Origin of the sequence: Flavobacterium poyangense (genome assembly GCF_011751075.1) — a bacterium.
In the GTDB taxonomy this organism is placed as follows: domain Bacteria; phylum Bacteroidota; class Bacteroidia; order Flavobacteriales; family Flavobacteriaceae; genus Flavobacterium; species Flavobacterium poyangense.
Genome location: NZ_JAALLN010000028.1, coordinates 20010 through 39757 on the forward strand (window position 1 = coordinate 20010; position 19748 = coordinate 39757).

22 protein-coding genes are annotated in these 19748 nt (G+C 34.4%); 16 read left to right on the plus strand and 6 right to left on the minus strand.

Annotated elements, in window-relative coordinates:
• The first annotated feature begins 230 nt into the window (after window positions 1–230).
• The 4 genes from G3A47_RS22125 (at window position 231) to G3A47_RS22140 (ending at window position 2962) form a co-directional block, all read left to right on the plus strand.
• Window positions 231–1202 carry a D-alanine--D-alanine ligase gene (locus tag G3A47_RS22125; protein WP_166926379.1) on the plus strand — a complete coding sequence of 324 codons (972 nt, stop codon included), beginning with the start codon at window positions 231–233 and terminating at the stop codon, window positions 1200–1202.
• A gap of 131 nt (window positions 1203–1333) precedes the next feature.
• A complete protein-coding gene (gene coaD / locus G3A47_RS22130; RefSeq protein ID WP_166926380.1) occupies window positions 1334–1792 on the plus strand; it encodes a pantetheine-phosphate adenylyltransferase in 459 nt (152 codons plus the stop codon).
• A gap of 12 nt (window positions 1793–1804) precedes the next feature.
• Complete coding sequence (locus G3A47_RS22135) at window positions 1805–2311, plus strand: hypothetical protein (protein WP_166926382.1); 507 nt, start codon at window positions 1805–1807, stop codon at window positions 2309–2311.
• A gap of 72 nt (window positions 2312–2383) precedes the next feature.
• Complete coding sequence (locus G3A47_RS22140; RefSeq protein ID WP_166926383.1) at window positions 2384–2962, plus strand: PhnA domain-containing protein; 579 nt, start codon at window positions 2384–2386, stop codon at window positions 2960–2962.
• Window positions 2963–3111: 149 nt separating this feature from the next.
• On the opposite strand, the gene G3A47_RS22145 is transcribed toward G3A47_RS22140, so the two are convergent.
• From G3A47_RS22145 to G3A47_RS22160, 4 genes are all read right to left on the minus strand, one after another.
• Entirely contained in the window at window positions 3112–3558 is a 447-nt protein-coding gene (locus G3A47_RS22145; protein ID WP_166926385.1) for a hypothetical protein, read from the minus strand.
• A 226-nt stretch (window positions 3559–3784) separates the two neighbouring features.
• Complete coding sequence (locus tag G3A47_RS22150; RefSeq protein ID WP_166926386.1) at window positions 3785–5134, minus strand: DEAD/DEAH box helicase; 1350 nt, start codon at window positions 5132–5134, stop codon at window positions 3785–3787.
• A 385-nt stretch (window positions 5135–5519) separates the two neighbouring features.
• The gene (locus G3A47_RS22155) at window positions 5520–6416 is read right to left on the minus strand and encodes a dihydrodipicolinate synthase family protein (RefSeq protein ID WP_166926388.1); all 897 of its coding nucleotides are present in this window, start codon (window positions 6414–6416) and stop codon (window positions 5520–5522) included.
• An 18-nt stretch (window positions 6417–6434) separates the two neighbouring features.
• The gene (locus G3A47_RS22160; RefSeq protein ID WP_166926390.1) at window positions 6435–6893 is read right to left on the minus strand and encodes a cupin domain-containing protein; all 459 of its coding nucleotides are present in this window, start codon (window positions 6891–6893) and stop codon (window positions 6435–6437) included.
• Between the two features lie 209 nt (window positions 6894–7102).
• On the opposite strand from G3A47_RS22160, the gene G3A47_RS22165 reads away from it, so the two are divergent.
• From G3A47_RS22165 to G3A47_RS22175, 3 genes are all read left to right on the plus strand, one after another.
• Window positions 7103–8830 (plus strand): M14 family metallopeptidase, encoded by a 1728-nt coding sequence (locus G3A47_RS22165; protein WP_166926392.1) that lies wholly within the window; start codon window positions 7103–7105, stop codon window positions 8828–8830.
• 398 nt (window positions 8831–9228) lie between these two features.
• The gene (locus tag G3A47_RS22170) at window positions 9229–10353 is read left to right on the plus strand and encodes a DUF4236 domain-containing protein (protein ID WP_166926394.1); all 1125 of its coding nucleotides are present in this window, start codon (window positions 9229–9231) and stop codon (window positions 10351–10353) included.
• Window positions 10354–10701: 348 nt separating this feature from the next.
• Window positions 10702–11082: a cyclic-phosphate processing receiver domain-containing protein gene (locus G3A47_RS22175; protein WP_166926396.1), complete on the plus strand. Its 381-nt coding sequence runs from the start codon at window positions 10702–10704 to the stop codon at window positions 11080–11082.
• A 53-nt stretch (window positions 11083–11135) separates the two neighbouring features.
• On the opposite strand, the gene G3A47_RS22180 is transcribed toward G3A47_RS22175, so the two are convergent.
• On the minus strand, window positions 11136–11741 hold the full coding sequence (locus G3A47_RS22180; RefSeq protein WP_166926398.1) for an NUDIX hydrolase: 606 nt from the start codon (window positions 11739–11741) through the stop codon (window positions 11136–11138).
• Between the two features lie 7 nt (window positions 11742–11748).
• On the opposite strand from G3A47_RS22180, the gene pyrE reads away from it, so the two are divergent.
• Both pyrE and G3A47_RS22190 read left to right on the plus strand, forming a co-directional pair.
• A complete protein-coding gene (gene pyrE, locus G3A47_RS22185) occupies window positions 11749–12393 on the plus strand; it encodes an orotate phosphoribosyltransferase (protein ID WP_166926400.1) in 645 nt (214 codons plus the stop codon).
• Window positions 12394–12516: 123 nt separating this feature from the next.
• Window positions 12517–12909 carry an SRPBCC family protein gene (locus tag G3A47_RS22190; RefSeq protein ID WP_166926402.1) on the plus strand — a complete coding sequence of 131 codons (393 nt, stop codon included), beginning with the start codon at window positions 12517–12519 and terminating at the stop codon, window positions 12907–12909.
• Window positions 12910–13151: 242 nt separating this feature from the next.
• On the opposite strand, the gene G3A47_RS22195 is transcribed toward G3A47_RS22190, so the two are convergent.
• The gene (locus G3A47_RS22195) at window positions 13152–13880 is read right to left on the minus strand and encodes a biotin--[acetyl-CoA-carboxylase] ligase (protein WP_166926404.1); all 729 of its coding nucleotides are present in this window, start codon (window positions 13878–13880) and stop codon (window positions 13152–13154) included.
• Window positions 13881–13974: 94 nt separating this feature from the next.
• Here G3A47_RS22195 and rsfS point away from each other — a divergent pair, with 94 nt between their 5' ends.
• The 7 genes from rsfS (at window position 13975) to G3A47_RS22230 (ending at window position 19605) form a co-directional block, all read left to right on the plus strand.
• Window positions 13975–14346, plus strand: coding sequence for a ribosome silencing factor (gene rsfS / locus G3A47_RS22200; protein ID WP_007809313.1), 372 nt, complete (start codon window positions 13975–13977; stop codon window positions 14344–14346).
• Window positions 14347–14361: 15 nt separating this feature from the next.
• Window positions 14362–16287 carry an ATP-dependent zinc metalloprotease FtsH gene (gene ftsH / locus G3A47_RS22205; protein ID WP_166926406.1) on the plus strand — a complete coding sequence of 642 codons (1926 nt, stop codon included), beginning with the start codon at window positions 14362–14364 and terminating at the stop codon, window positions 16285–16287.
• Window positions 16288–16400: 113 nt separating this feature from the next.
• On the plus strand, window positions 16401–17009 hold the full coding sequence (locus tag G3A47_RS22210) for a lactate utilization protein B/C (RefSeq protein WP_166926409.1): 609 nt from the start codon (window positions 16401–16403) through the stop codon (window positions 17007–17009).
• A gap of 1 nt (window position 17010) precedes the next feature.
• On the plus strand, window positions 17011–17901 hold the full coding sequence (locus G3A47_RS22215; protein WP_166926411.1) for a phosphatidate cytidylyltransferase: 891 nt from the start codon (window positions 17011–17013) through the stop codon (window positions 17899–17901).
• On the plus strand, window positions 17891–18544 hold the full coding sequence (locus G3A47_RS22220; RefSeq protein ID WP_166926413.1) for a phosphatidylserine decarboxylase family protein: 654 nt from the start codon (window positions 17891–17893) through the stop codon (window positions 18542–18544). The genes G3A47_RS22215 and G3A47_RS22220 overlap by 11 nt, the downstream gene beginning before the upstream one ends.
• Window positions 18545–18814, plus strand: coding sequence for an acyl-CoA-binding protein (locus G3A47_RS22225; RefSeq protein ID WP_166926415.1), 270 nt, complete (start codon window positions 18545–18547; stop codon window positions 18812–18814). It begins immediately after the preceding gene.
• 8 nt (window positions 18815–18822) lie between these two features.
• Window positions 18823–19605, plus strand: a complete 783-nt coding sequence (locus G3A47_RS22230) for a superoxide dismutase (RefSeq protein ID WP_166926417.1) — start codon at window positions 18823–18825, stop codon at window positions 19603–19605.
• Window positions 19606–19748 lie beyond the last annotated feature (143 nt).

Below are 19748 nucleotides of genomic sequence, written 5' to 3' on the forward strand. Positions count from 1 at the left end.
TCGATGTTAAAAGCAAGATTTTATTTTAATAACGTAAAAAAGAGGCTTTCAATATTTAATTAGTAATTATTTGTCTTTGTGGTAAAAAAATGAAACTCAAAATTTAACCGCAAAGGCGCAAAGATTTTACGCAAAGTTCGCAAGATTCTGAAAACCTGAAACCTGAAACTTGAAACTTGAAACTTGAAACAAACAAAAGAAACAAACAAAAACATACTAAACATCAAAAAATGAAAAACATAGCCATCATCATGGGCGGATATTCAAGTGAATATAAAATTTCACTGATCAGCGGAAACGTCGTGCACCAATATCTTGACAAAACAAAATACGTTGGTTTTCGCATTCATATTTTCAAAGAAAAATGGGTCTATGTAGACGAAAACGATGCTGAATTTCCAATCGATAAAAACGATTTCTCCGTAACGGTAAACGGGCAAAAAATCACTTTTGACTGTGTTTTCAATGCCATTCACGGTACTCCGGGTGAAGATGGACTAATGCAGGCTTATTTTGAGTTACTAAATATTCCGCAATCGTCTTGTGATTATTATCAATCGGCACTTACTTTTAATAAACGTGATCTATTATCTGTTTTAAAACCATACGGAATCAAAACGGCGATTTCGTATTACTTAAACAAAGGAGATGTAATCAATACAGAAGAAATTGTAAAAAAAGTAGGTTTACCTTGTTTCGTAAAACCAAACAAAGCCGGTTCAAGCTTCGGAATCTCAAAAGTAAAAACCGAAGCCGAATTGCCAATTGCCATTGAAGTTGCTTACAAAGAAGACAACGAAATCATCATTGAAAGTTTCCTTGACGGAACCGAAGTTTCTGTTGGAGTAATTAATTACCAGGGAAAAACCATTGTTCTACCAATAACAGAAATTGTTTCAGACAATGACTTCTTTGATTATGAAGCCAAATACGAAGGGAAATCGCAAGAAATAACACCCGCAAGAATCTCAGATGAATTAACTCAAAAAGTTGGAGAAACTGCCAAACGTGCTTACGAAGTTTTAAAAATGAAAGGTTTCTCACGAAGCGAATTCATTATTGTAAACAACGAGCCGTATATGCTCGAAATGAATACCATTCCGGGATTAACTACAGAAAGTCTGATTCCACAACAAGCCAAAGCAGCGGGAATTTCTCTGGAAGATTTATTCACAAATGCAATTGAGCTGGCGTTAGCTTAACATAAGATACTAAGGTTCTGAGATTCTGAGTTACTGAGATCTTAGAACCTTTTTTTCATCGCTATTGACCTTCACCATCAAAATAAAATCTCAGAGCCTTTGCAACTCTGAACCTCAGAACCTCAAAAAAAATGAGAAAAGCTATATTCCCGGGATCATTTGACCCCATTACTTTAGGACACGAAGACATTATCAAAAGAGGAATTCCTTTATTTGATGAAATTGTAATTGCCATCGGTGTTAATGCCGAAAAAAAGTATATGTTTTCACTCGAAGAAAGAAAACGTTTCATCGAAGAAACTTTTAAAGACGAGCCTAAAATTTCGGTTGTTACATATGAAGGACTAACCATCGATTTGGCAAAAAAACAAAAGGCCAATTTTATCCTTAGAGGCCTCCGTAATCCTGCTGATTTTGAATTCGAAAAAGCCATTGCCCACACCAACAGAAAACTTTCTAAAATCGAAACCGTATTTCTGTTAACAGCGGCAAGTACTTCATTTATCAGTTCAAGCATCGTACGTGATGTGTTACGTCATGGTGGTGAATATGAAATGCTGGTGCCGGATGCGGTAAGGATTCAGAAATAAATTACAATATCTATGAGATTCGAAAAAATAATAATCTGTTTATTGATACTCAGTTTATCCAGCTGTGCAACTAAAAGTAATTTTTCAAAAAACAACCTTAAAAAGGATTATTTTAAAGACAAAACAATTGTATTTTCATTTAATGAAAATAGTGTTCAGAACATTAAAAAATCAGGTCCCTGGGTTGGAATAGAAAGACCACCTAATATTAATGAGACTTTCAATGAATCGGTGCTAAAACTGGCAAAGGAGACTAAAATCAATTTAAAAATAAAATATTTTAAAAATCAAGAAATCAATAATTCGGATATTAATATTGATGCCGAAATAACTGACATTTCATGGATGTTTGAATTGTCATCTGCAACAATGGTCGCTACAATTCATTATAAAATTGGAGATAAAATTTATAAAAAGGTAGGGCTTTTCAAAAATATGTCTGGCGGATTTGAAAAAAGAAACTTAATTAAGACTTTAAAAACGGCACATTACTCCCTTTTACAAGAACTACAAAAATAAAATCAAAGAACGATTAACTTGTAACTGAAATCAGTTATAAGTAATTTCGCATTTTACACTAAAATACAAATAATGAGCATAGAAAGAGAATTAAACAAGCGTAGCGGATCGAAATGTGAACTTTGTGGCACAACGGAAAATCTAAAAGTATATACCGTTTTACCAACTCAAAAAGGCGGAATCGACGAAAGTATATTGGCCTGCACCACTTGTATTGATCAAATTGAAAATCCCGATAATGTCGATTTAAATCACTGGAGATGTCTTAACGACAGTATGTGGAACGAAAATGTTGCCGTACAAGTTGTAGCCTGGAGAATGCTAAGCCGCATGCGTGCAGCCGGATGGCCACAGGAATTGCTTGATATGATGTACTTAGACGAAGATACTTTGGTCTGGGCACAAGCAACCGGAGAAGGTGAAGATGACGAAAACAAATTGATTCACCGCGACAGCAACGGAGTAATTCTTGAGCACGGAGATTCTGTAGTTTTAATCAAAGATCTAAAAGTAAAAGGATCAAGCATGGTTGCCAAACAGGGAACGGCAGTGCGTAACATTCGTTTAGATCATGAAAACGCAGAGTATATAGAAGGTAAAGTCGACGGACAGCAAATTGTTATTATCACGCAGTACGTTAAGAAGATATAGCTTTTTGAGGCTCAAAGAAACAAAGTGACAAAGGTTTCTCATTGAAAAAATGTGAAACTTTTTACATCTTACATATTACATATTACATTTCACAAAAAAAGGCTATTCAAAAATCTGAATAGCCTTTTTAATACTGTATTATCTATAAATTACTTTTGAAATAATCTATTAATCTGCTCTTTAACGAATGGCTCAGAAACACTACTTGATGCAGAAGAAGCATCTTTAGTAGAAACCATAAACTGAACTGTAGCTTTCTCAGGAATAACACTTCCAGTGTAATGCAACCAGATATAATTGTTTGGCAACTCTAATTTAATATCATATAAAGGGCTTGCTGCAAAACCATTTAAAATAATATTGTACAAATTGGTGTAATCGTTGTTTACGTTTTTAAATGTAAACTTTCTTAAGCTTGGTGATTCGTCCTCATTTTGAATACTTGTGTAATAAACAGTATATTCATCTCCAACTTTTTGAATATAATTGTTATTTACTTTTCCCAATTTTTCAACTGGTACAGTTTCAAGGACTTTAATTTGTGCAAACGAAGCAAAACTAAAAAGAACAAGAGCAAGGGTAATAATGTTTTTCATAACGAATTTGGGGTTAATTTTTACTTAATATTATTAAACGCCGAAATTATGAAAAATTGCCTCTAAAACTGCTATTTTACCAACATTAAATTGTTGATTTTATTCAAACCTATTTCAACTTCAAACCAATAAAACACAACCGATTAAAAACCAACACATTAAATAAAACCAAGCATAGTCGCAAAACTAAAAAACTTCACAAAAAACTCTGCAAATTTTAAAAAAACTATCTCTCTTCCTCTTTTTTAACCACTTTTCTGGCCACTTCAATTTTAAATTTCCTGCCTTTCATTTTCTCGTCCTTGATGTTCTTAAGCAAGTCTTTTACTTTGTTGTATTTTACTGCAGCAAACGAAATAAAATCTTTTACTTCAATCAATCCCAGATCCCCTTTTTCGAGTTTTCCTTTTTGAGAAAAGAAACCAACAATATCAATTTTATTCAGTTTTGTTTTCTTTCCACCACTAATATAGATGGTTTGAAATTCGGGTGGTTTTGGAATCGTTGTTGCATTTTCAACATTCAAAACGTCCATTCCATAATCAATGTAATCCAGTTTTTTTTCACTTTCGTGAATGAGCAGATATGCTGTTCCGGATGCCTGCATACGAGCCGTACGTCCATTTCTATGCGTAAACTCATCTTCTTTTAAAGGTAAATGATAATGTATAACGTGTTTCATTTCCGGAATGTCCAAACCACGGGCAGCCAGATCAGTTGTGATCAGATAACTCACACTTCCGTTTCTGAACTGAATCAAAGCACGTTCCCGTTCGTCCTGATCCATCCCACCGTGATAATATACGGAGTAAATTCCTCTTTCATTTAAGGTATCACTAATACGCTCTGCTGCATCACGATGGTTACAAAAAACAATAGCCGATTGCGATTTTAGAGAACAAATTAGTTGAAACAAACTGTCTAACTTATCTTTTGCAGGAGAAACGACCATTTTCATAGACAGATTCGCTTTTTCCTCTTCTTCCGGAATAAAATCTAAAACAGTCGGATTTACCACTCGGGTATATCTCGGAATTTCGATATCTGAAGTAGCCGATACCAAAACACGTTTATTTATTTTCGTTAACTTACCAATAATAAAAGACATTTGCTCATGAAACCCTAATTGCAATGACTTGTCAAATTCATCCAAAATTAAAGTCTGCACTTTATCCAATCGGAAAGTACCTCTTTCGATATGATCCGCAATTCTCCCCGGAGTTCCAATTAAAACAGCTGGCGGGTTACTTAGATTCTTAATTTCAGTATCGATAGAATGACCTCCGTAACAAATATTTACTTTATAATCAGTGCCCATTTTTTTCCAAACCTGTTCGATCTGTAATCCTAATTCACGCGAAGGAACTAAAATTAAACATTGAACCGAAAGCACTTCAGGCTGCAATAATTCTAAAACCGGCAATAAAAAAGCCAGTGTTTTTCCCGATCCAGTTGGAGAAAGCAGTAAAACATTATTATCATTAAGAATTGCATCTTGTGCAACCTCCTGCATTTCGTTCAGGCTCTCAATACCTAAATTCGAAAGTATATTATTGGAATGGTGTTTTTTATTCATTTTGCAAAAGTAAACAAAATAGTCATCTTTTAAGTTTAAAGTTTCAGGTTCCAAGTTCCAAGTTTCAAGTTCCAAGTTTCAGGTTTCAGGTTTTTGCGCATAAGGGCTTCAACTCCGCTCAGCCTGACAACCAGGTGTCATCCTGAGCGAAGTCGAAGCACAACATTGCGAACTACTATGGTTGCTGAGTATTTTTTCACGCAGATTTAGCAGATTTAGCAGGATTGTTTTTATTGGATTTGCAGAATAAAAATATCAGCATAATCTGCTAAATCTGCGTGAAAAACTTTGCGTAAAACCTTAGCGAGCCTTGCGTTAAAACCCCACGCAAAACCAAATCTAACCTCATTTCAAACTTGAAACTTGAAACCTGAAACTTGAAACTTTAAAAAACCACCGTCTCCTGCACTTCTCTAAGAATCCCTTCCAATTCAGTTATTTCACTTTCGTTTAATGGTTTTAAAGGACTTCTCAAGAAACCGGCGTCAATTCCCTGAATTTCCAGGCCAGCTTTTATCGTTCTTGGCAAGCCCTTGATTACAATAAATTTCAGAAGATTTAATTGTTTGTAAAATATTTTTTGCGCTTCTTTCAAATCATTATTCTGAATAGCAGCATACAAATCAATATTCAAATTCGGAATTAGGTTAGGCGCAGCAGTACACCATCCCGTAGCCCCTGCAGAAAATGCAGCCAGCGCCAGCGGATTTGAACCGTTATAAAATGCTACCTCGTCTCCCAGTTCTCTTCTTAAATAATGCATTCTTTGCACATCGCCCGTGCTTTCTTTTATCATGGTAACATTCGGAATTTCAAGAATCCTTTTAAGCAAAGCCGGTGACATATCTACTCCTCCCGTTGCTGGATTATTGTACGCCATAATGGGTACCGATAGCTGCTTGGCAACCGTATCAAAATGTTTTACAATCTCATCATCGGTAAGTTTCCAATAACTCATCGGAATAATCATGACTGCATCTGCTCCTGCTTTCTCGGCAAATTTTGCATGATAAATGGTTCTTTCGGTCGTTAAATTAGACACGCCAACCAAAACCGGAACCCTGCCGTTAACCTGCTGTATCGTAGCCTCAGTAATCGCTTCTTTTTCTTCATCAGATAAATAAGGCATTACCCCGGTACTTCCCAAAGGTGCAACACCATGTGAGCCTGAAACAATCAATCGTTCTAATAACGTTTTGTATAAGGTGACATCTACTTTCTCCTTTTGATCAAAAGGCGTAATCGGATAGGCAATAATGCCCTTAAATAGGTTGTTTTTCATTTGTACTTTTTTAGTTTATTAAAGATCTCTTCCTTCTTCTTCTCGTAAAGCAACACCCAAATTCTGAAGTTGTGGCGCATTTTCGCAGGCGATGTATTTGGCTGAATTTTCACTGCTTAAATTCTTATGTCTGTGCCACGCCCAACTCGGAATGTAAACTGCATCTCCGGCTTTCCACTCCACTCTTTCGTCTTCGACCTCTGTGTATCCATGGCCTTCTATTACATACAACACCGTTTCATAAGTATGTCTGTGTCTGTTGGTCATTTGATCCGGTAAGAGGCCACCAATTGTCATACTCACATTTTTACTTGGTAGATCAACAAAAAAAACAGGATGTTTTCTTTCTGTAGAAAATTGATTGTGCACTCCAGCATCTTCTACATTTTTGTGAATTAATTTTGCCGGTTTAACAAATGTTGGTCGGGCAAAAGTTTGATGAAAATCTTTTGATGTAAATTGTTCTTTAGTTTCCATAATTTTTATTTTTTTATTCTCTGCACTATTGCGTTGTCAAAACTACTTCAACTTTGGACTATCAAAATGGCACAGTTTTAAAACAAATTACTAGTCCAGTTTAAGTTTAATAAAAATTAAATTTCAATCAAACACGCCCAATAACTGCAAATGCTTTAAAAACTTTTAGAACAAATAATTATATTTGACTTCTATTAAAAACCCAAACCATGAAACTTTTCACCATCCCCTTTTTACTTCTCACACTTACTTTTTTTGCCCAGAACACTAAAAAATACGATACGTTTTTCGAAAAAGGAAACGGGAATCAAGCTGCCGACTATCCCGAAACTATAAAATACTACAGTCTTTTGTCTCATGATTTTCCAACCATTCAAATGCAGGAAATGGGACTGACTGACTCCGGATATCCGTTGCATATGATTACTTTTAATCCCGATAAAGAATTTGACTTTAATAAAATTCAAAAAAACAAAGCTGTCCTTCTTGTAAACAACGGAATCCACGCTGGGGAACCCGACGGAATTGACGCTACGATGCAATTGTTTAGAGATCTGGCTTTAGGAAAAATTAAAGTTCCCAAAAACACGGTTATCGTAACAATTCCGGTTTACAATATCGGAGGGGCTTTAAACAGAAATTCAACCACCAGAGCCAATCAGGACGGTCCCGAAATTTATGGTTTTCGCGGAAATGCCCAAAACTATGATTTAAATAGGGATTTAATCAAATCTGACACCCGAAATACCAAGAGCTTTGTAGAAATTTTCCAAAAAACAAATCCTGATGTTTTTATTGACAATCACGTAAGCAATGGCTCTGATTATCAATACAAACTAACGTACATCATGACACAACACAACAAACTGGGAACCGTTTTGGGTGGTTATATGAATACCGAAATGATGCCCGCTTTAGTGAAAGATTTACAAAATAAAAAGATTGAAACTACTCCTTATGTGGATTCTTTCAAAGACACACCGGACAAGGGATTTGGGCAGTTTACTGATAGTCCAAGATACACCACGGGTTACACTTCTTTATTTAACACAATTGGTTTTGTAGTTGAAACACATATGCTGAAAAAATATGCTGATCGCGTAAAAGTTACATACGAATACATGAAATCGACCATTGATTTTATGGAAGCCAATTATCTAAAAATCAAACAGCAAAGAATAAAAAACGAAGAACAATATTTACCAAAAAAATCATACACTTTGAAGTGGGAAATGGACAGTACCAAAACTACTTCCTTTTCGTTTTTAGGATATGAAGCCGGTTACAAAAAAAGTGAAGCCACAACCGGAGATCGTTTGTATTACGACCGTAGCAAACCTTATAAAAAAGACGTTCCCTATATAAAAGAGTTCAAATCGGTTAAAGAAGTGGTGATTCCGACTGCTTATATAATTCCAAGAGGCTATTGGAACGTTATCGATCTTTTGAAAAATAACGGAATCAGTTATTCTCAACTAAAAAATGACACAATCGTTGAGGTTGAAAGTTATAAAATTGCCGATTTCAAAACTGTTCCGTCTGCTTACGAAGGGCATTATCTGCATCGAAATACTACCATAACCTCTAAAATGGTTAAAGTCGCTTTTATGAAAGGTGATTATCTGGTTCCAACAAACCAAAAAGGAGTAAAATATTTATTAGAAGCTTTTGAACCGGAGGGCGTTGATTCGTTTTTTAACTGGAATTTCTTCGATGCGATTTTACAACAAAAAGAGCATTATTCTGAATATGTTTTTGAAGATACTGCCGCAAAATTATTGAAAGAGAATCCGGCATTAAAAGCGGAATTAGAAACTAAAAAACAAAGCGATCCGGCATTTTCCAAAAATCCCGAAGCCCAATTAGAATGGATTTACAAACATTCGGCTTATTATGAAAAGGCACATTTGCAGTATCCGGTTTATAGGGTGTTGTAATTTGGTTTAACCGCAAGGGTCGCAAAGATTTTTTTTTGAATGCGTTAAAAAAACACTAAGTTCGCAAAGTTGTTTACTTGAAACTTTGTTGAAGGAAAGATTCAAAGTCACTAAGGTTCTCAGCTGCTAAGTTTTTCTTATCTGATGTTAGCGCGAGCGCCCCGCTTGTAACTAAGTAACTACAATCTAAATTCAAGTTTAGCGATAAAAGATAGTCATGAGTTAAACGCTGGCCTTAAGAGAACAAAGAGTTTTTTGGATTTTTGATTTTGTTAAAAACACAAAATTCGCAAATCTGTCCGAAAAACATTCTGATTTTAATTCGCTTTATGGTTTTCCGTAATATTTATTTAACATCCATTTTTATTTTTGGAATAGAAAATTTAAAAATAAAAATTATGGCTTGGAGTTACCGCAAACGAATTAAAATTATACCAGGTGTTCATTTAAATATCAGTAAAAATGGTATTTCTACCAATATAGGAACCAAGGGTATAAATATGACCTTAGGAAAATCAGGAAGTTATCTGAACACTAATGTCCCATTGTTAGGGATTAATAATCGTCAGAAACTATCTGGCTCAAATATCCATCCAAATTCTAATAATTATCATGAAACCATAGAATTTTCGGATAATATTTTTAGTGCAGATATTCATGAGATCACGAGTCAAAATATGCAAGGAATTAAAGAAGCGATTATTTTGGCTCATAACCAAAAAAAGGATTTAAAAAATGATTTATTGAAATTACAAACAAGTTTAAGTTCTTCCAAATTAAAACTTAGTTTGAGTTACTTCTTTATTTATGGATTAATTAAAAAAGATATTCCAGAGAATATTAAAGTTGATATTGAAGCTAAAAAAGAAGCGATAATACAAGCAAAAAAACAGATAGAAAATTGCTTCGTGAAATTAGAGATTGATTTTGAATCGGAAATAAGAGAAAAATACGAAATCCTTCTGAATGCTTTTAAAAAATTAATCACCTCAAAAAAAATCTGGGACGTGACCAGTGCACATCATCAAGATAGAGTTATAGCAAGATCATCAGCAAGCACTTTAGTACAAAAAAGAGAAGTAAGATTTGCGCTAAAATCAATTCCGAATATTATGTCAGATTTTAATGCTCTCTATTTCCATAATGCAAATGGCGCGGACTTGTATTTTTATCCAAGTTTTATAGTCATGTATTCAAACAATGAAAATTTCGCTATAATCGGAATTGATGAAATTACATTAAACCAAAATTATGTAAGATTTACAGAAACAGGAACGATTCCAACTGATTCTAAAGTGATTGATAAAACTTGGTTAAAAGTAAATAAAAATGGTACTCCGGATAAAAGGTTTAAAGGGAATTATCAGATTCCTATTGTTCGTTATGGCGAAATTAAACTAAAAACAAATACTGGATTAAATGAAGAATATGAATTTAGTAATTATGAATTTACCGAAGAATTTGGTAAAGCATTTAGAGATTATCAAACTACATTAAAGCTATTAATCAATAATAAAATTTAAAACAAGGTGGAAGAATACTCTCAAAGTACACTTTTAAATGTTATAAAAAACTAACTCCAAAACAACCCCTGTAGCGCAAAATTTGCAATCGTGCGTACAAAGAGAGGAATTATGGTATAAATTTGATTACTTTGTGGGCACGGATTGCAAATCCATATTATAGTATATACAGCTATTTAATTCGTTTTTTGTCTTTGTCTATCTAACTGAAAGAAGAAATCTTATAATGCCAGCACGAATGCCCTCATGATCACAATCAAAATTTAAGTTTAATAGTAAAGAATAGTGACAAACACTAATCTATACTTATTTTCTTCATCAACCCAACTAAAACAATAATCATAAATAATGACCTATAAACTTTTCCTCGACGACCTTAGAGATGTACCAATGGTATACGAAAATCTCACTGATGCTGATTTTGTAATCGTTAGAAATTTTAATGACTTCAAAAAAGTAATACTCGAAAATGGACTTCCCGAGCTAATTAGTTTTGATAACGACCTAGGACTAGACGAAAATGGGCAGGTTGCAAAAGATGGTTATGCTGCAGCAAAATGGCTCGTTTATGAATCCAAACTTGACTTACGAAATTTAAAATTTAATGTACATTCCGCAAATCCCGTTGCAGCACAACAAATTCAAAGTTTACTCGATAACTATATCAGACATTTGAAAATGCAAATACTTAACAGCATCCCATTCTTTAGTAATAAAAATAAACTTTAAACTTCAGAATGATTGGAATTTGGAATTTCAAAAATTTTGGAATTTCAAATTTGCTATAAATTTTTAACCTTCTCCTCCTCAAACAACAACTTAATATTCTCATAAGAGTTTTTCAAAGCATCTTTAATCTGCTCCTGGTTAAGCCAGGCCACTTTTTCTATGCCCTCTTCGAGTTGTCCTTGTGGTATTCCGTCAAAATCAGAATGCATTTCGAACCAATGTGTGATTTTGAGTTTGTATTTGCCGTTGCGTTTGAAAATGTGATAGGTCTTTTGAAGTTTATCAGTGATCCTTAATTTTCCGACACCGGTCTCCTCTTCTACTTCGCGCATGGCAGTATCTTCGATTGCCTCTCCTTTTTCGATTCCGCCTTTTGGCAGGTCCCACTTTCCATTTCTGAAAATAAATAAAACTTCTCCTTTTTTGTTGTACACCAATCCTCCACCGGCTTTATTTACGGGAATTTTGGCCTTTAGTGTCTTCATTATTTCCTTTTCGTCAGGATGATACAAATACGCTTTTTGAATTTTATTTTGAAAAATTTTAACAATAAGCTGCTCAATATCAATACTCTCTAACAAGAATAATTGAAAATTGGTCTCTCTCGAGATTTCATTTGTCAAAAAAAGTGGTTTGTCGTTAACAAAAACTTTATACATTTGTACTATGATTTTTAATAAAGATACAGCCGAAAAAACAGCCGAATTGCTTTTGCAAATAAATGCAATTAAATTGAATCCAGAAAATCCTTTTACATGGGCTTCTGGATGGAAGTCACCTATTTATTGCGATAATAGGTTAATTCTTTCATTTCCAGCCATCCGAAATTTCATTCGTGATGAGTTTGCGAAAAATATAGAAAAACAATTTGGGAAACCAGATGTCATTGCCGGTGTTGCAACCGGAGCCATAGGAATTGGTATTTTGGTGGCGGAAAGCCTCGGATTACCATTTGTATATGTACGCCCTGAAGCAAAAAAACACGGAAGACAGAATCAGGTAGAAGGATTCCTGCAAAAAGGTCAGAACGTAGTGGTCGTTGAAGATTTAATTAGTACCGGAAACAGTAGTCTTATGGCTGTTGAAGCGTTACGCAACGAAGGCGCCACTATCAAAGGAATGGCCGCCATCTTTACTTATGGTTTTAACGTTGCCGAGGAAAACTTCAAAAATGCCAATATCGATTTGTATACACTAAGCAACTACGAGAACTTGTTAGATCTTGCCGTACAAAAACAATACATTTCTGAAGATGACATGGCCGCATTAAAAGAATGGAATGTAAGTCCGTCAACGTGGAGACAGGGGTAGTTTTAAATTGTAGATTTTAGATTGTAGATTTTAGATATTTCACATCTCACATTATACATTTTTCAAAATTCACCACACAAACCTTGCGCCCTTTGCGGTTAAAAAATAAATAAAAAATAAAATATGAACTTAGAAAGTCCAAAAGTTACTGTTCAGAAATCAGCACAAGATTTATTTGATTTATTGACTGATGTTAAGAATTTTGAAAAATTAATGCCGGATAATATTGCTAAATTTGAAGTAATCGGCGAAGATGCTTTTATTTTTGGATTAAAAGGTATGCCGGAAATAAAACTAAAAATGAAAGAAAAAGTAGCTCCAAACAAGATTGTTTTAGGTGCTGCAAGTGATAAACTTCCATTTACATTGGTTTCTAATATAGACAGTGTTTCTGATTCAGAAAGTGCTGTACAATTACTATTTGAAGGTGAATTTAATGCTATGATGGCTATGATGATCAAAGGCCCTATCAGCAAATTCATTGAAACTTTGGCTACTAATATGACAAAGCTTTAATTCTAAATTAGCCCACATAATTTAAAGTCCGATTTTACGATCGGACTTTTTTTGCTTTTCACTCGCAGATTTAGCAGATCTCTCTTAAAATTTTACTCGCAAAGTCGCAAAATCGCAAAGTTTTTCTTTTGCTTTAAGTCTTTGAACCTCTCAACCTTTGAACCTCTCAACCTTTGAACCTTTGAACCTTTGTACCTTTGAACCTTTGTACCTTTGTACCTTAGAAACTCAGAACCTCCCTTTCAATAAAGCATCTGAATTTCTTTAATCTCAAATTCTGCTATTGAATCATCTTCGAGCATAATTTGTAGTTTTCCGGTGGGAGAAACCCCCTGAATAATTCCCATGAAATTTTGATTATCGAGGTTTTTAAAAGGCATCGGAACCCCTTTTCTAAACAAAGAATTAAAGTATTCGTCCCAGAAAACTTTAGAATCGGTTTTCCACGCCTCAATTTTCTGCTCTATTTTTTCTGTTATTAAAAAAGGTAAAATATCTTTATCAAAAGTTCTTCCGGAAATCACGGATAAGGAGGAAGCATTAGGCAATTCATCGAAATTGGTTTGGTTAACATTCAGTCCTAGTCCAACAACTGACACGATTCTGCCATCACTTTTGATCGTATTTTCTATTAGTATGCCACCAATCTTCTTATTATATGACATAATGTCGTTTGGCCATTTTATACTTAAATTAGAAATATCCAACGATTTTAAGGTTTCAATAACGGCTAATGAAACTACTACACTTAAATTAAAAACCTGTTCATTATCAAACAAAAAATCCTTTACCAAGGCACTCATAATTAAGTTTTTACCTGATTCAGACTGCCATTTAGCCCCCATTTGCCCCTTGCCTTTTATCTGATTTTCAGCTGTTACCACTGTAAAATTATCAAGCTCATCCTGACTAGCCAAAGCCTTAAGAAAATCGTTTGTAGAATCTATGGCATCGAGTTTGATTAGTTTCATTTAAATAATTTATTTATACTTAATTTAATATTTTGTTAAGGTTCAAAATTAATGACAAAAATTGGTAACTTTACAAAATCATATAAAATAATTCATGGCGAAAAAGACTATTAATAATGACGTTCTATTAGCGAACATAATCAAAGGAATTGAAGAAGTAAAAGGGAATGATATCGATATTCTTGACTTAAGAGAAATAGACACGGCTGTTTGTGACTATTTTGTAATTTGCAACGGAAGTTCTAACACTCAAGTTAACGCCATTGTAAACTCCATTCAAAAAACAGTATCCAAAGATTTAAAAGATAAACCTTGGCACGTAGAAGGAACCGATAACGCAGAATGGGTTCTAATGGACTATGTTCATATCGTGGTACACGTTTTCCAAAAACACATCCGTGAATACTATAATATCGAGAGCCTTTGGGGTGATGCCAAAATAACTACAATCGAAAACAAATACTAAAGAAAATTTTTTCTAATGGCTAAAGATAATAATCCAAATCCGAGTAAATTTAAAATAAGTCCCTGGTTAATATATACTGCAATACTTCTAGTTTTTTTATTTATAAGTTTTGCAACCGGAGGATCTAGCTTAAGCGAACCTGCTCAATTGACTTCTTCTAAATTCAATACACTTCTAGAAAAAGGACAAATTGAGAAAGTAATCGTATACAACAAAGCTGAAGCTGAAGTATACCTGACAGCAGCTGCATTAAAAGATGCAACGAATAAAAAAGTAGCAAAAGATATTTTTGAAAGACCAAACAAAGGTCCTCATTATACTTTAGAAATTGGTAACGACCAGATTTTTCAAACTAAATTAGAAAAAGCAGTAGGCGAAGGCAAACTGAAAGATTTTAATTTTTTACAAAAAAACAACTGGAGCGATATTCTGATCAGTTTACTTCCTATCATCATTATCATTGGGGTATGGATTTTCATTATGCGTAAAATGTCAGGCGGTGCCGGTGGCGGTGGAGGACAAATTTTCAACATTGGAAAATCTAAAGCAAAACTGTTTGATGAAAAAACAGATATCAAAACAACATTTAAAGATGTTGCCGGTTTAGAAGGGGCAAAAGAAGAAATACAAGAAATTGTAGAATTCCTTAAAAACCCTGAGAAATACACCAATCTTGGAGGTAAAATCCCAAAAGGAGCTTTATTAGTAGGTCCTCCGGGAACCGGTAAAACCTTACTTGCAAAAGCAGTTGCAGGTGAAGCTCAGGTACCTTTCTTCTCTTTATCAGGTTCTGATTTTGTAGAAATGTTTGTTGGTGTGGGTGCTTCACGTGTACGTGATTTGTTTAAACAAGCAAAAGAAAAATCTCCTGCTATTATCTTCATTGACGAAATTGATGCCGTTGGTAGAGCAAGAGGAAAAAGCAATATGTCAGGCGGTAATGACGAAAGAGAAAACACTCTGAACCAATTACTAACAGAAATGGATGGTTTTGGTACCAACTCTAACGTAATCGTTTTGGCTGCAACAAACAGAGCCGATGTACTTGACAAAGCTTTAATGCGTGCTGGTCGTTTTGACAGACAAATTTTTGTTGATCTACCGGACATTCGCGAAAGAGCTGAAATCTTTGCAGTACATTTAGCTCCGATCAAAAAAGTAGAAGGTCTTGACTTGGATTTCTTAGCCAAACAAACTCCTGGCTTCTCAGGTGCTGATATTGCCAATGTTTGTAACGAAGCTGCATTGATTGCGGCACGTAACAACAAAACCGCAGTAGACAGACAAGACTTCCTGGATGCTGTTGACAGAATCATCGGAGGTCTTGAAAAGAAAAACAAAATCATTACTCCGGAAGAAAAAAGAGCAATTGCCATTCACGAAGCAGGTCATGCTACTGTGAGCTGGATGTTAGAACATGCTGCACCACTTATTAAAGTAACTATTGTACCTCGTGGACAAAGTTTAGGAGCGGCCTGGTACCTACCGGAAGAAAGACAAATCGTTAGAACAGATCAAATGTTAGACGAAATGTGTGCTACTATGGGCGGAAGAGCTGCAGAAAAAGTAACTTTTGACAGAATTTCAACCGGAGCATTAAGTGACTTAGAAAAAGTAACACGTCAGGCTCGTGCTATGGTAACAATATACGGTTTGAATGATAAAATCGGAAACGTTACCTATTATGACTCAAGCGGACAAAGTGAATACAACTTCTCAAAACCTTATTCTGATGAAACAGCAAAGATTATCGATGCTGAAATTTCAGAATTAATTGAAGGTCAATACAAAAGAGCTATTGAGATTCTGGAAGAAAACAAAGACAAATTAAATCAGCTTGCTGATATTTTAATTGAAAAAGAAGTTATTTTCAAAGATGACTTAGAAGCAATTTTCGGAAAACGTACTTTTGACAAAAATCTGGAAGAAGTCGTGTCGTAAATTATACAGAAATATTTAATATTTTTTAAAATCTTAATTCAAAACAGGCTTTTGAATTAAGATTTTTTTATCTTTGAACGTTTTCAATTAACATGTAAAGTATTTCATATAAAATGAATTTTTTCAAAAAAATATTTGGTTCCGGTGACTCCGCTTCTGATGAAGAACATGAAAGCGAATATGGAGGAAGTCCGGCTAGTCCCGATAGTCATTTGTCTATTGACGAGAGATTCATTTTTAATTTTAAAAAAAATGGCGGTAAATTTCTGTATTGTGAAAACAAACAGGAAGTTGCTGAACAATTCGAAAATATACTGGAAGAAAACGACTGGTTCGAAAAGGAAGTTTTATGCTACGAACCGGGTTTGTTTAGTCTTTTAGAAGAGAACAAACTACTTTATATTTCGCCAAGAAATCCTTCATTTTTACTGGCCTCTTGCGAAAATCTTATTGCCGATGAAGGTTCTATTTTATTTTCATCCAAACAAATCAGACAAGACAAACCAAACGAATTACCTGCCAATATTGTCATAATAGCCACAACAAGTCAGATCCTTGCCATAAAAAGTGATGGTCTTAGTGCTATTAAACACAAATACGAAAGGGATTATCCAACTAATATTACCACAATAAAATATTTCGAAAAAGCAAAAGAAGAAGATTTTACGCAATACGGAAGTGTTGCTAAAAATTTATATTTATTGCTCTTAGAGGATCTTTAAGATGAACGAAACACTCAAGAGAACCATTTCTGGTGCTGTTTATATTGCTTTACTACTAAGTTCGATCTTGTTTTCTACCGAAAGCTTTATTATCCTTTTTGGTATATTCCTGGTTATTACCATTTATGAGTTTGCCAATTTAGTAAACCTCAATAAAATCTTCTCGATTCTATTCGGAGTTTTATTGTATAGCTCTATTGTATTACTAAGCCATTATAACAAGCAAACAACTGCTTATTTAAACAAATTATTTCAATCAAATCTTGATTTAGAAACCAACTTGCACGAATTAAACATGGTACTTCTGGCGGTTACGATAGTGGTATCTATTAAATGCATTTTGTTTTTATTCTACGACTCTGTTCAGAAAATCAGCATTTCCTCAAAATATCTCTACCTACTGGGATATATTACACTACCCTTTCTTTTTATTGTAAAAATTTCTTTTGGAGCCAATGATTACAATCCGAAAATTATTATTGGATTATTTGTTCTCATCTGGACCAATGATACTTTTGCTTATCTGGTTGGAAAATCAATGGGAAAACACAAACTTTTTGAGCGTGTTTCTCCCAAAAAAACCATAGAAGGGTTTCTGGGAGGTGTTGTATTTGCAGCTTTTGCAGGTTTTTTGATCTCAAAACTTTACATACAGCCAAGTCCGGCATTTAGTAATAAATCTATTTTAATATGGACCATTATTGCTTTAATTGTAAGTGTTTTTGGAACGATCGGTGATTTGATCGAGTCTAAATTTAAGAGAATTGCCGGTGTAAAAGACAGCGGTTCGATAATGCCGGGACACGGAGGCATCTTAGATCGCCTGGATAGTGTTATATTTGTTGCACCATTTATATTTTTATTTTACCAAATTTTATATTATGTTTCATAAAGAAGGAGCCCCATCAATCTTATTAGGTACAGTTTTCACTGTTGCCGTACTTTTAATTGCCGAAAAATTTATCGATATCAATTGGCTAAGAATGCTTGTACAAATAGCAGCTTTGGTAATTTTGATTATTATTCTGCAATTTTTTAGAAACCCAAAAAGAATCGCCGTAAGAAACAGTGATCACATCCTTGCGCCAGTTGACGGAAAAGTTGTGGTTATCGAAGAAGTTTACGAAGGTGAATTCTTTAAAGACAAACGTCTTCAGGTTTCTATTTTTATGTCACCAATAAACGTGCACGTTACACGTTATGCAATGGACGGTATTATTAAATTCAGCAAATACCACCCTGGTAAATTTTTAGTAGCCTGGCACCCAAAAGCAAGTGAAGAAAACGAAAGAACTACTGTAGTTATCGAAAACGAAACTTTCGGTCAGGTATTATACAGACAAATCGCAGGTGCTTTGGCACGCCGAATTGTAAACTATGCAGAAGAAGGAATGCAGGTTATTCAGGGAACAGATGCAGGTTTTATAAAATTTGGTTCGAGAGTAGATTTATTTTTACCTTTAGGTACTCCAATTAATGTGGAATTAAACCAAAAAGCAATTGGAGGAAAAACTATTATTGCTACAAAAGCGTAAATGACGATAAAAGATTTAGACACACGTTTCTCTGAGGCTGTAGAAATTGCATTAAAAATGACACAAGCCGCGTTGCCGCAAGATGTGCAACTAAGACTGTATGCCTATTACAAACAGGCTACTTTTGGAACAGCCGTTTACAATCAATCTGAAAATTTTGATTTAAGAGATGCTTTCAAAACAAATGCCTGGATGCAGATCAGCCATCTATCAAGAGACGAGGCTAAAGAAAATTATATCGAGATCATAAATTCACTAACAGCAAAATAATTTTTATTATGAAGAAAAACATTGTTCGTTTCAGTATTTTAACTTCATTCTTAGCATTATTTTCTTGTAATGACAATAATAAGCTAACCGAAGTTGTAGAAGTTCCTTTACCATCAAAAGAAGAGAAAATAACCATCGGATCACCCGATGATGTAAAAGCAGATCCCGGATCTTTTGCTCTTACCAAACTTCCTTTTCCATATGACGGTTTAGCTCCCGCTATTAGGTCGCTTACATTAGAAACACATTATTCCAAACATTATTTATCGTACACCAATACTTTAAATAAAGAAATTGTTTCTACCGAATTTGAGAACATGACGATTGAAGATATTCTAAAAAAATTAGATCTCAACAACGCCAAACTTCGCCAAAATGCCGGTGGATATTACAATCACACTCTTTATTTTAATATCTTGACGCCAAAAGAGCAAACTCCAAAAGATACGCTTGCAGGTTCAATCAATAAAGAGTTTGGTTCTTTTAATAATCTTACGCACCAATTTAAAAGCCAGGCAACAAAACAATTTGGCTCCGGGTGGGTTTGGTTAGTAGTAGATAAATTAGGAAAACTACAAGTGACCACGACAGACAATCAGGACAATCCTTTAATGAAGAATGCCTTGATCCCGGGAACGCCAATTATGGGAATTGACCTTTGGGAGCATGCTTATTATCTAGATTATCAAAACAGAAAAGGAACTTATATTGACGCTTTTTATCAGCACATCAATTGGGAAAAAGTAAACGAAAATTATATCGCGGCTTTAAAGAAAGTCAAAAAAGTATAAAACTAAAAAAAGAAGAGGCTGTCTTTAAATAGACAGCCTCTTCTTTTTCTATTTCTTTGTCTTTTCTGTAAAGGTTACTTATTTCGGTAACAGATTTATCATTTCTATTGGTTTCTTTCCATCAATACCTTGATGTGGTCTTT

What these genes read in the sequence shown, in the direction of transcription:
- G3A47_RS22160 (WP_166926390.1), bottom strand. Translation starts at nt 6,893, where the DNA reads ATGGAAACTAAAGAACAATTTACATCAAAAGATTTTCATCAAACTTTT.
- G3A47_RS22215 (WP_166926411.1), top strand. Translation starts at nt 17,011, where the DNA reads ATGAACGAAACACTCAAGAGAACCATTTCTGGTGCTGTTTATATTGCT.
- G3A47_RS22135 (WP_166926382.1), top strand. Translation starts at nt 1,805, where the DNA reads ATGAGATTCGAAAAAATAATAATCTGTTTATTGATACTCAGTTTATCC.
- G3A47_RS22210 (WP_166926409.1), top strand. Translation starts at nt 16,401, where the DNA reads ATGAATTTTTTCAAAAAAATATTTGGTTCCGGTGACTCCGCTTCTGAT.
- G3A47_RS22190 (WP_166926402.1), top strand. Translation starts at nt 12,517, where the DNA reads ATGAACTTAGAAAGTCCAAAAGTTACTGTTCAGAAATCAGCACAAGAT.
- G3A47_RS22225 (WP_166926415.1), top strand. Translation starts at nt 18,545, where the DNA reads ATGACGATAAAAGATTTAGACACACGTTTCTCTGAGGCTGTAGAAATT.
- pyrE (WP_166926400.1), top strand. Translation starts at nt 11,749, where the DNA reads ATGATTTTTAATAAAGATACAGCCGAAAAAACAGCCGAATTGCTTTTG.
- rsfS (WP_007809313.1), top strand. Translation starts at nt 13,975, where the DNA reads ATGGCGAAAAAGACTATTAATAATGACGTTCTATTAGCGAACATAATC.
- G3A47_RS22195 (WP_166926404.1), bottom strand. Translation starts at nt 13,880, where the DNA reads ATGAAACTAATCAAACTCGATGCCATAGATTCTACAAACGATTTTCTT.
- G3A47_RS22150 (WP_166926386.1), bottom strand. Translation starts at nt 5,134, where the DNA reads ATGAATAAAAAACACCATTCCAATAATATACTTTCGAATTTAGGTATT.
- coaD (WP_166926380.1), top strand. Translation starts at nt 1,334, where the DNA reads ATGAGAAAAGCTATATTCCCGGGATCATTTGACCCCATTACTTTAGGA.
- G3A47_RS22165 (WP_166926392.1), top strand. Translation starts at nt 7,103, where the DNA reads ATGAAACTTTTCACCATCCCCTTTTTACTTCTCACACTTACTTTTTTT.
- G3A47_RS22140 (WP_166926383.1), top strand. Translation starts at nt 2,384, where the DNA reads ATGAGCATAGAAAGAGAATTAAACAAGCGTAGCGGATCGAAATGTGAA.
- G3A47_RS22125 (WP_166926379.1), top strand. Translation starts at nt 231, where the DNA reads ATGAAAAACATAGCCATCATCATGGGCGGATATTCAAGTGAATATAAA.
- G3A47_RS22145 (WP_166926385.1), bottom strand. Translation starts at nt 3,558, where the DNA reads ATGAAAAACATTATTACCCTTGCTCTTGTTCTTTTTAGTTTTGCTTCG.
- G3A47_RS22220 (WP_166926413.1), top strand. Translation starts at nt 17,891, where the DNA reads ATGTTTCATAAAGAAGGAGCCCCATCAATCTTATTAGGTACAGTTTTC.
- G3A47_RS22180 (WP_166926398.1), bottom strand. Translation starts at nt 11,741, where the DNA reads ATGTATAAAGTTTTTGTTAACGACAAACCACTTTTTTTGACAAATGAA.
- ftsH (WP_166926406.1), top strand. Translation starts at nt 14,362, where the DNA reads ATGGCTAAAGATAATAATCCAAATCCGAGTAAATTTAAAATAAGTCCC.
- G3A47_RS22175 (WP_166926396.1), top strand. Translation starts at nt 10,702, where the DNA reads ATGACCTATAAACTTTTCCTCGACGACCTTAGAGATGTACCAATGGTA.
- G3A47_RS22230 (WP_166926417.1), top strand. Translation starts at nt 18,823, where the DNA reads ATGAAGAAAAACATTGTTCGTTTCAGTATTTTAACTTCATTCTTAGCA.
- G3A47_RS22155 (WP_166926388.1), bottom strand. Translation starts at nt 6,416, where the DNA reads ATGAAAAACAACCTATTTAAGGGCATTATTGCCTATCCGATTACGCCT.
- G3A47_RS22170 (WP_166926394.1), top strand. Translation starts at nt 9,229, where the DNA reads ATGGCTTGGAGTTACCGCAAACGAATTAAAATTATACCAGGTGTTCAT.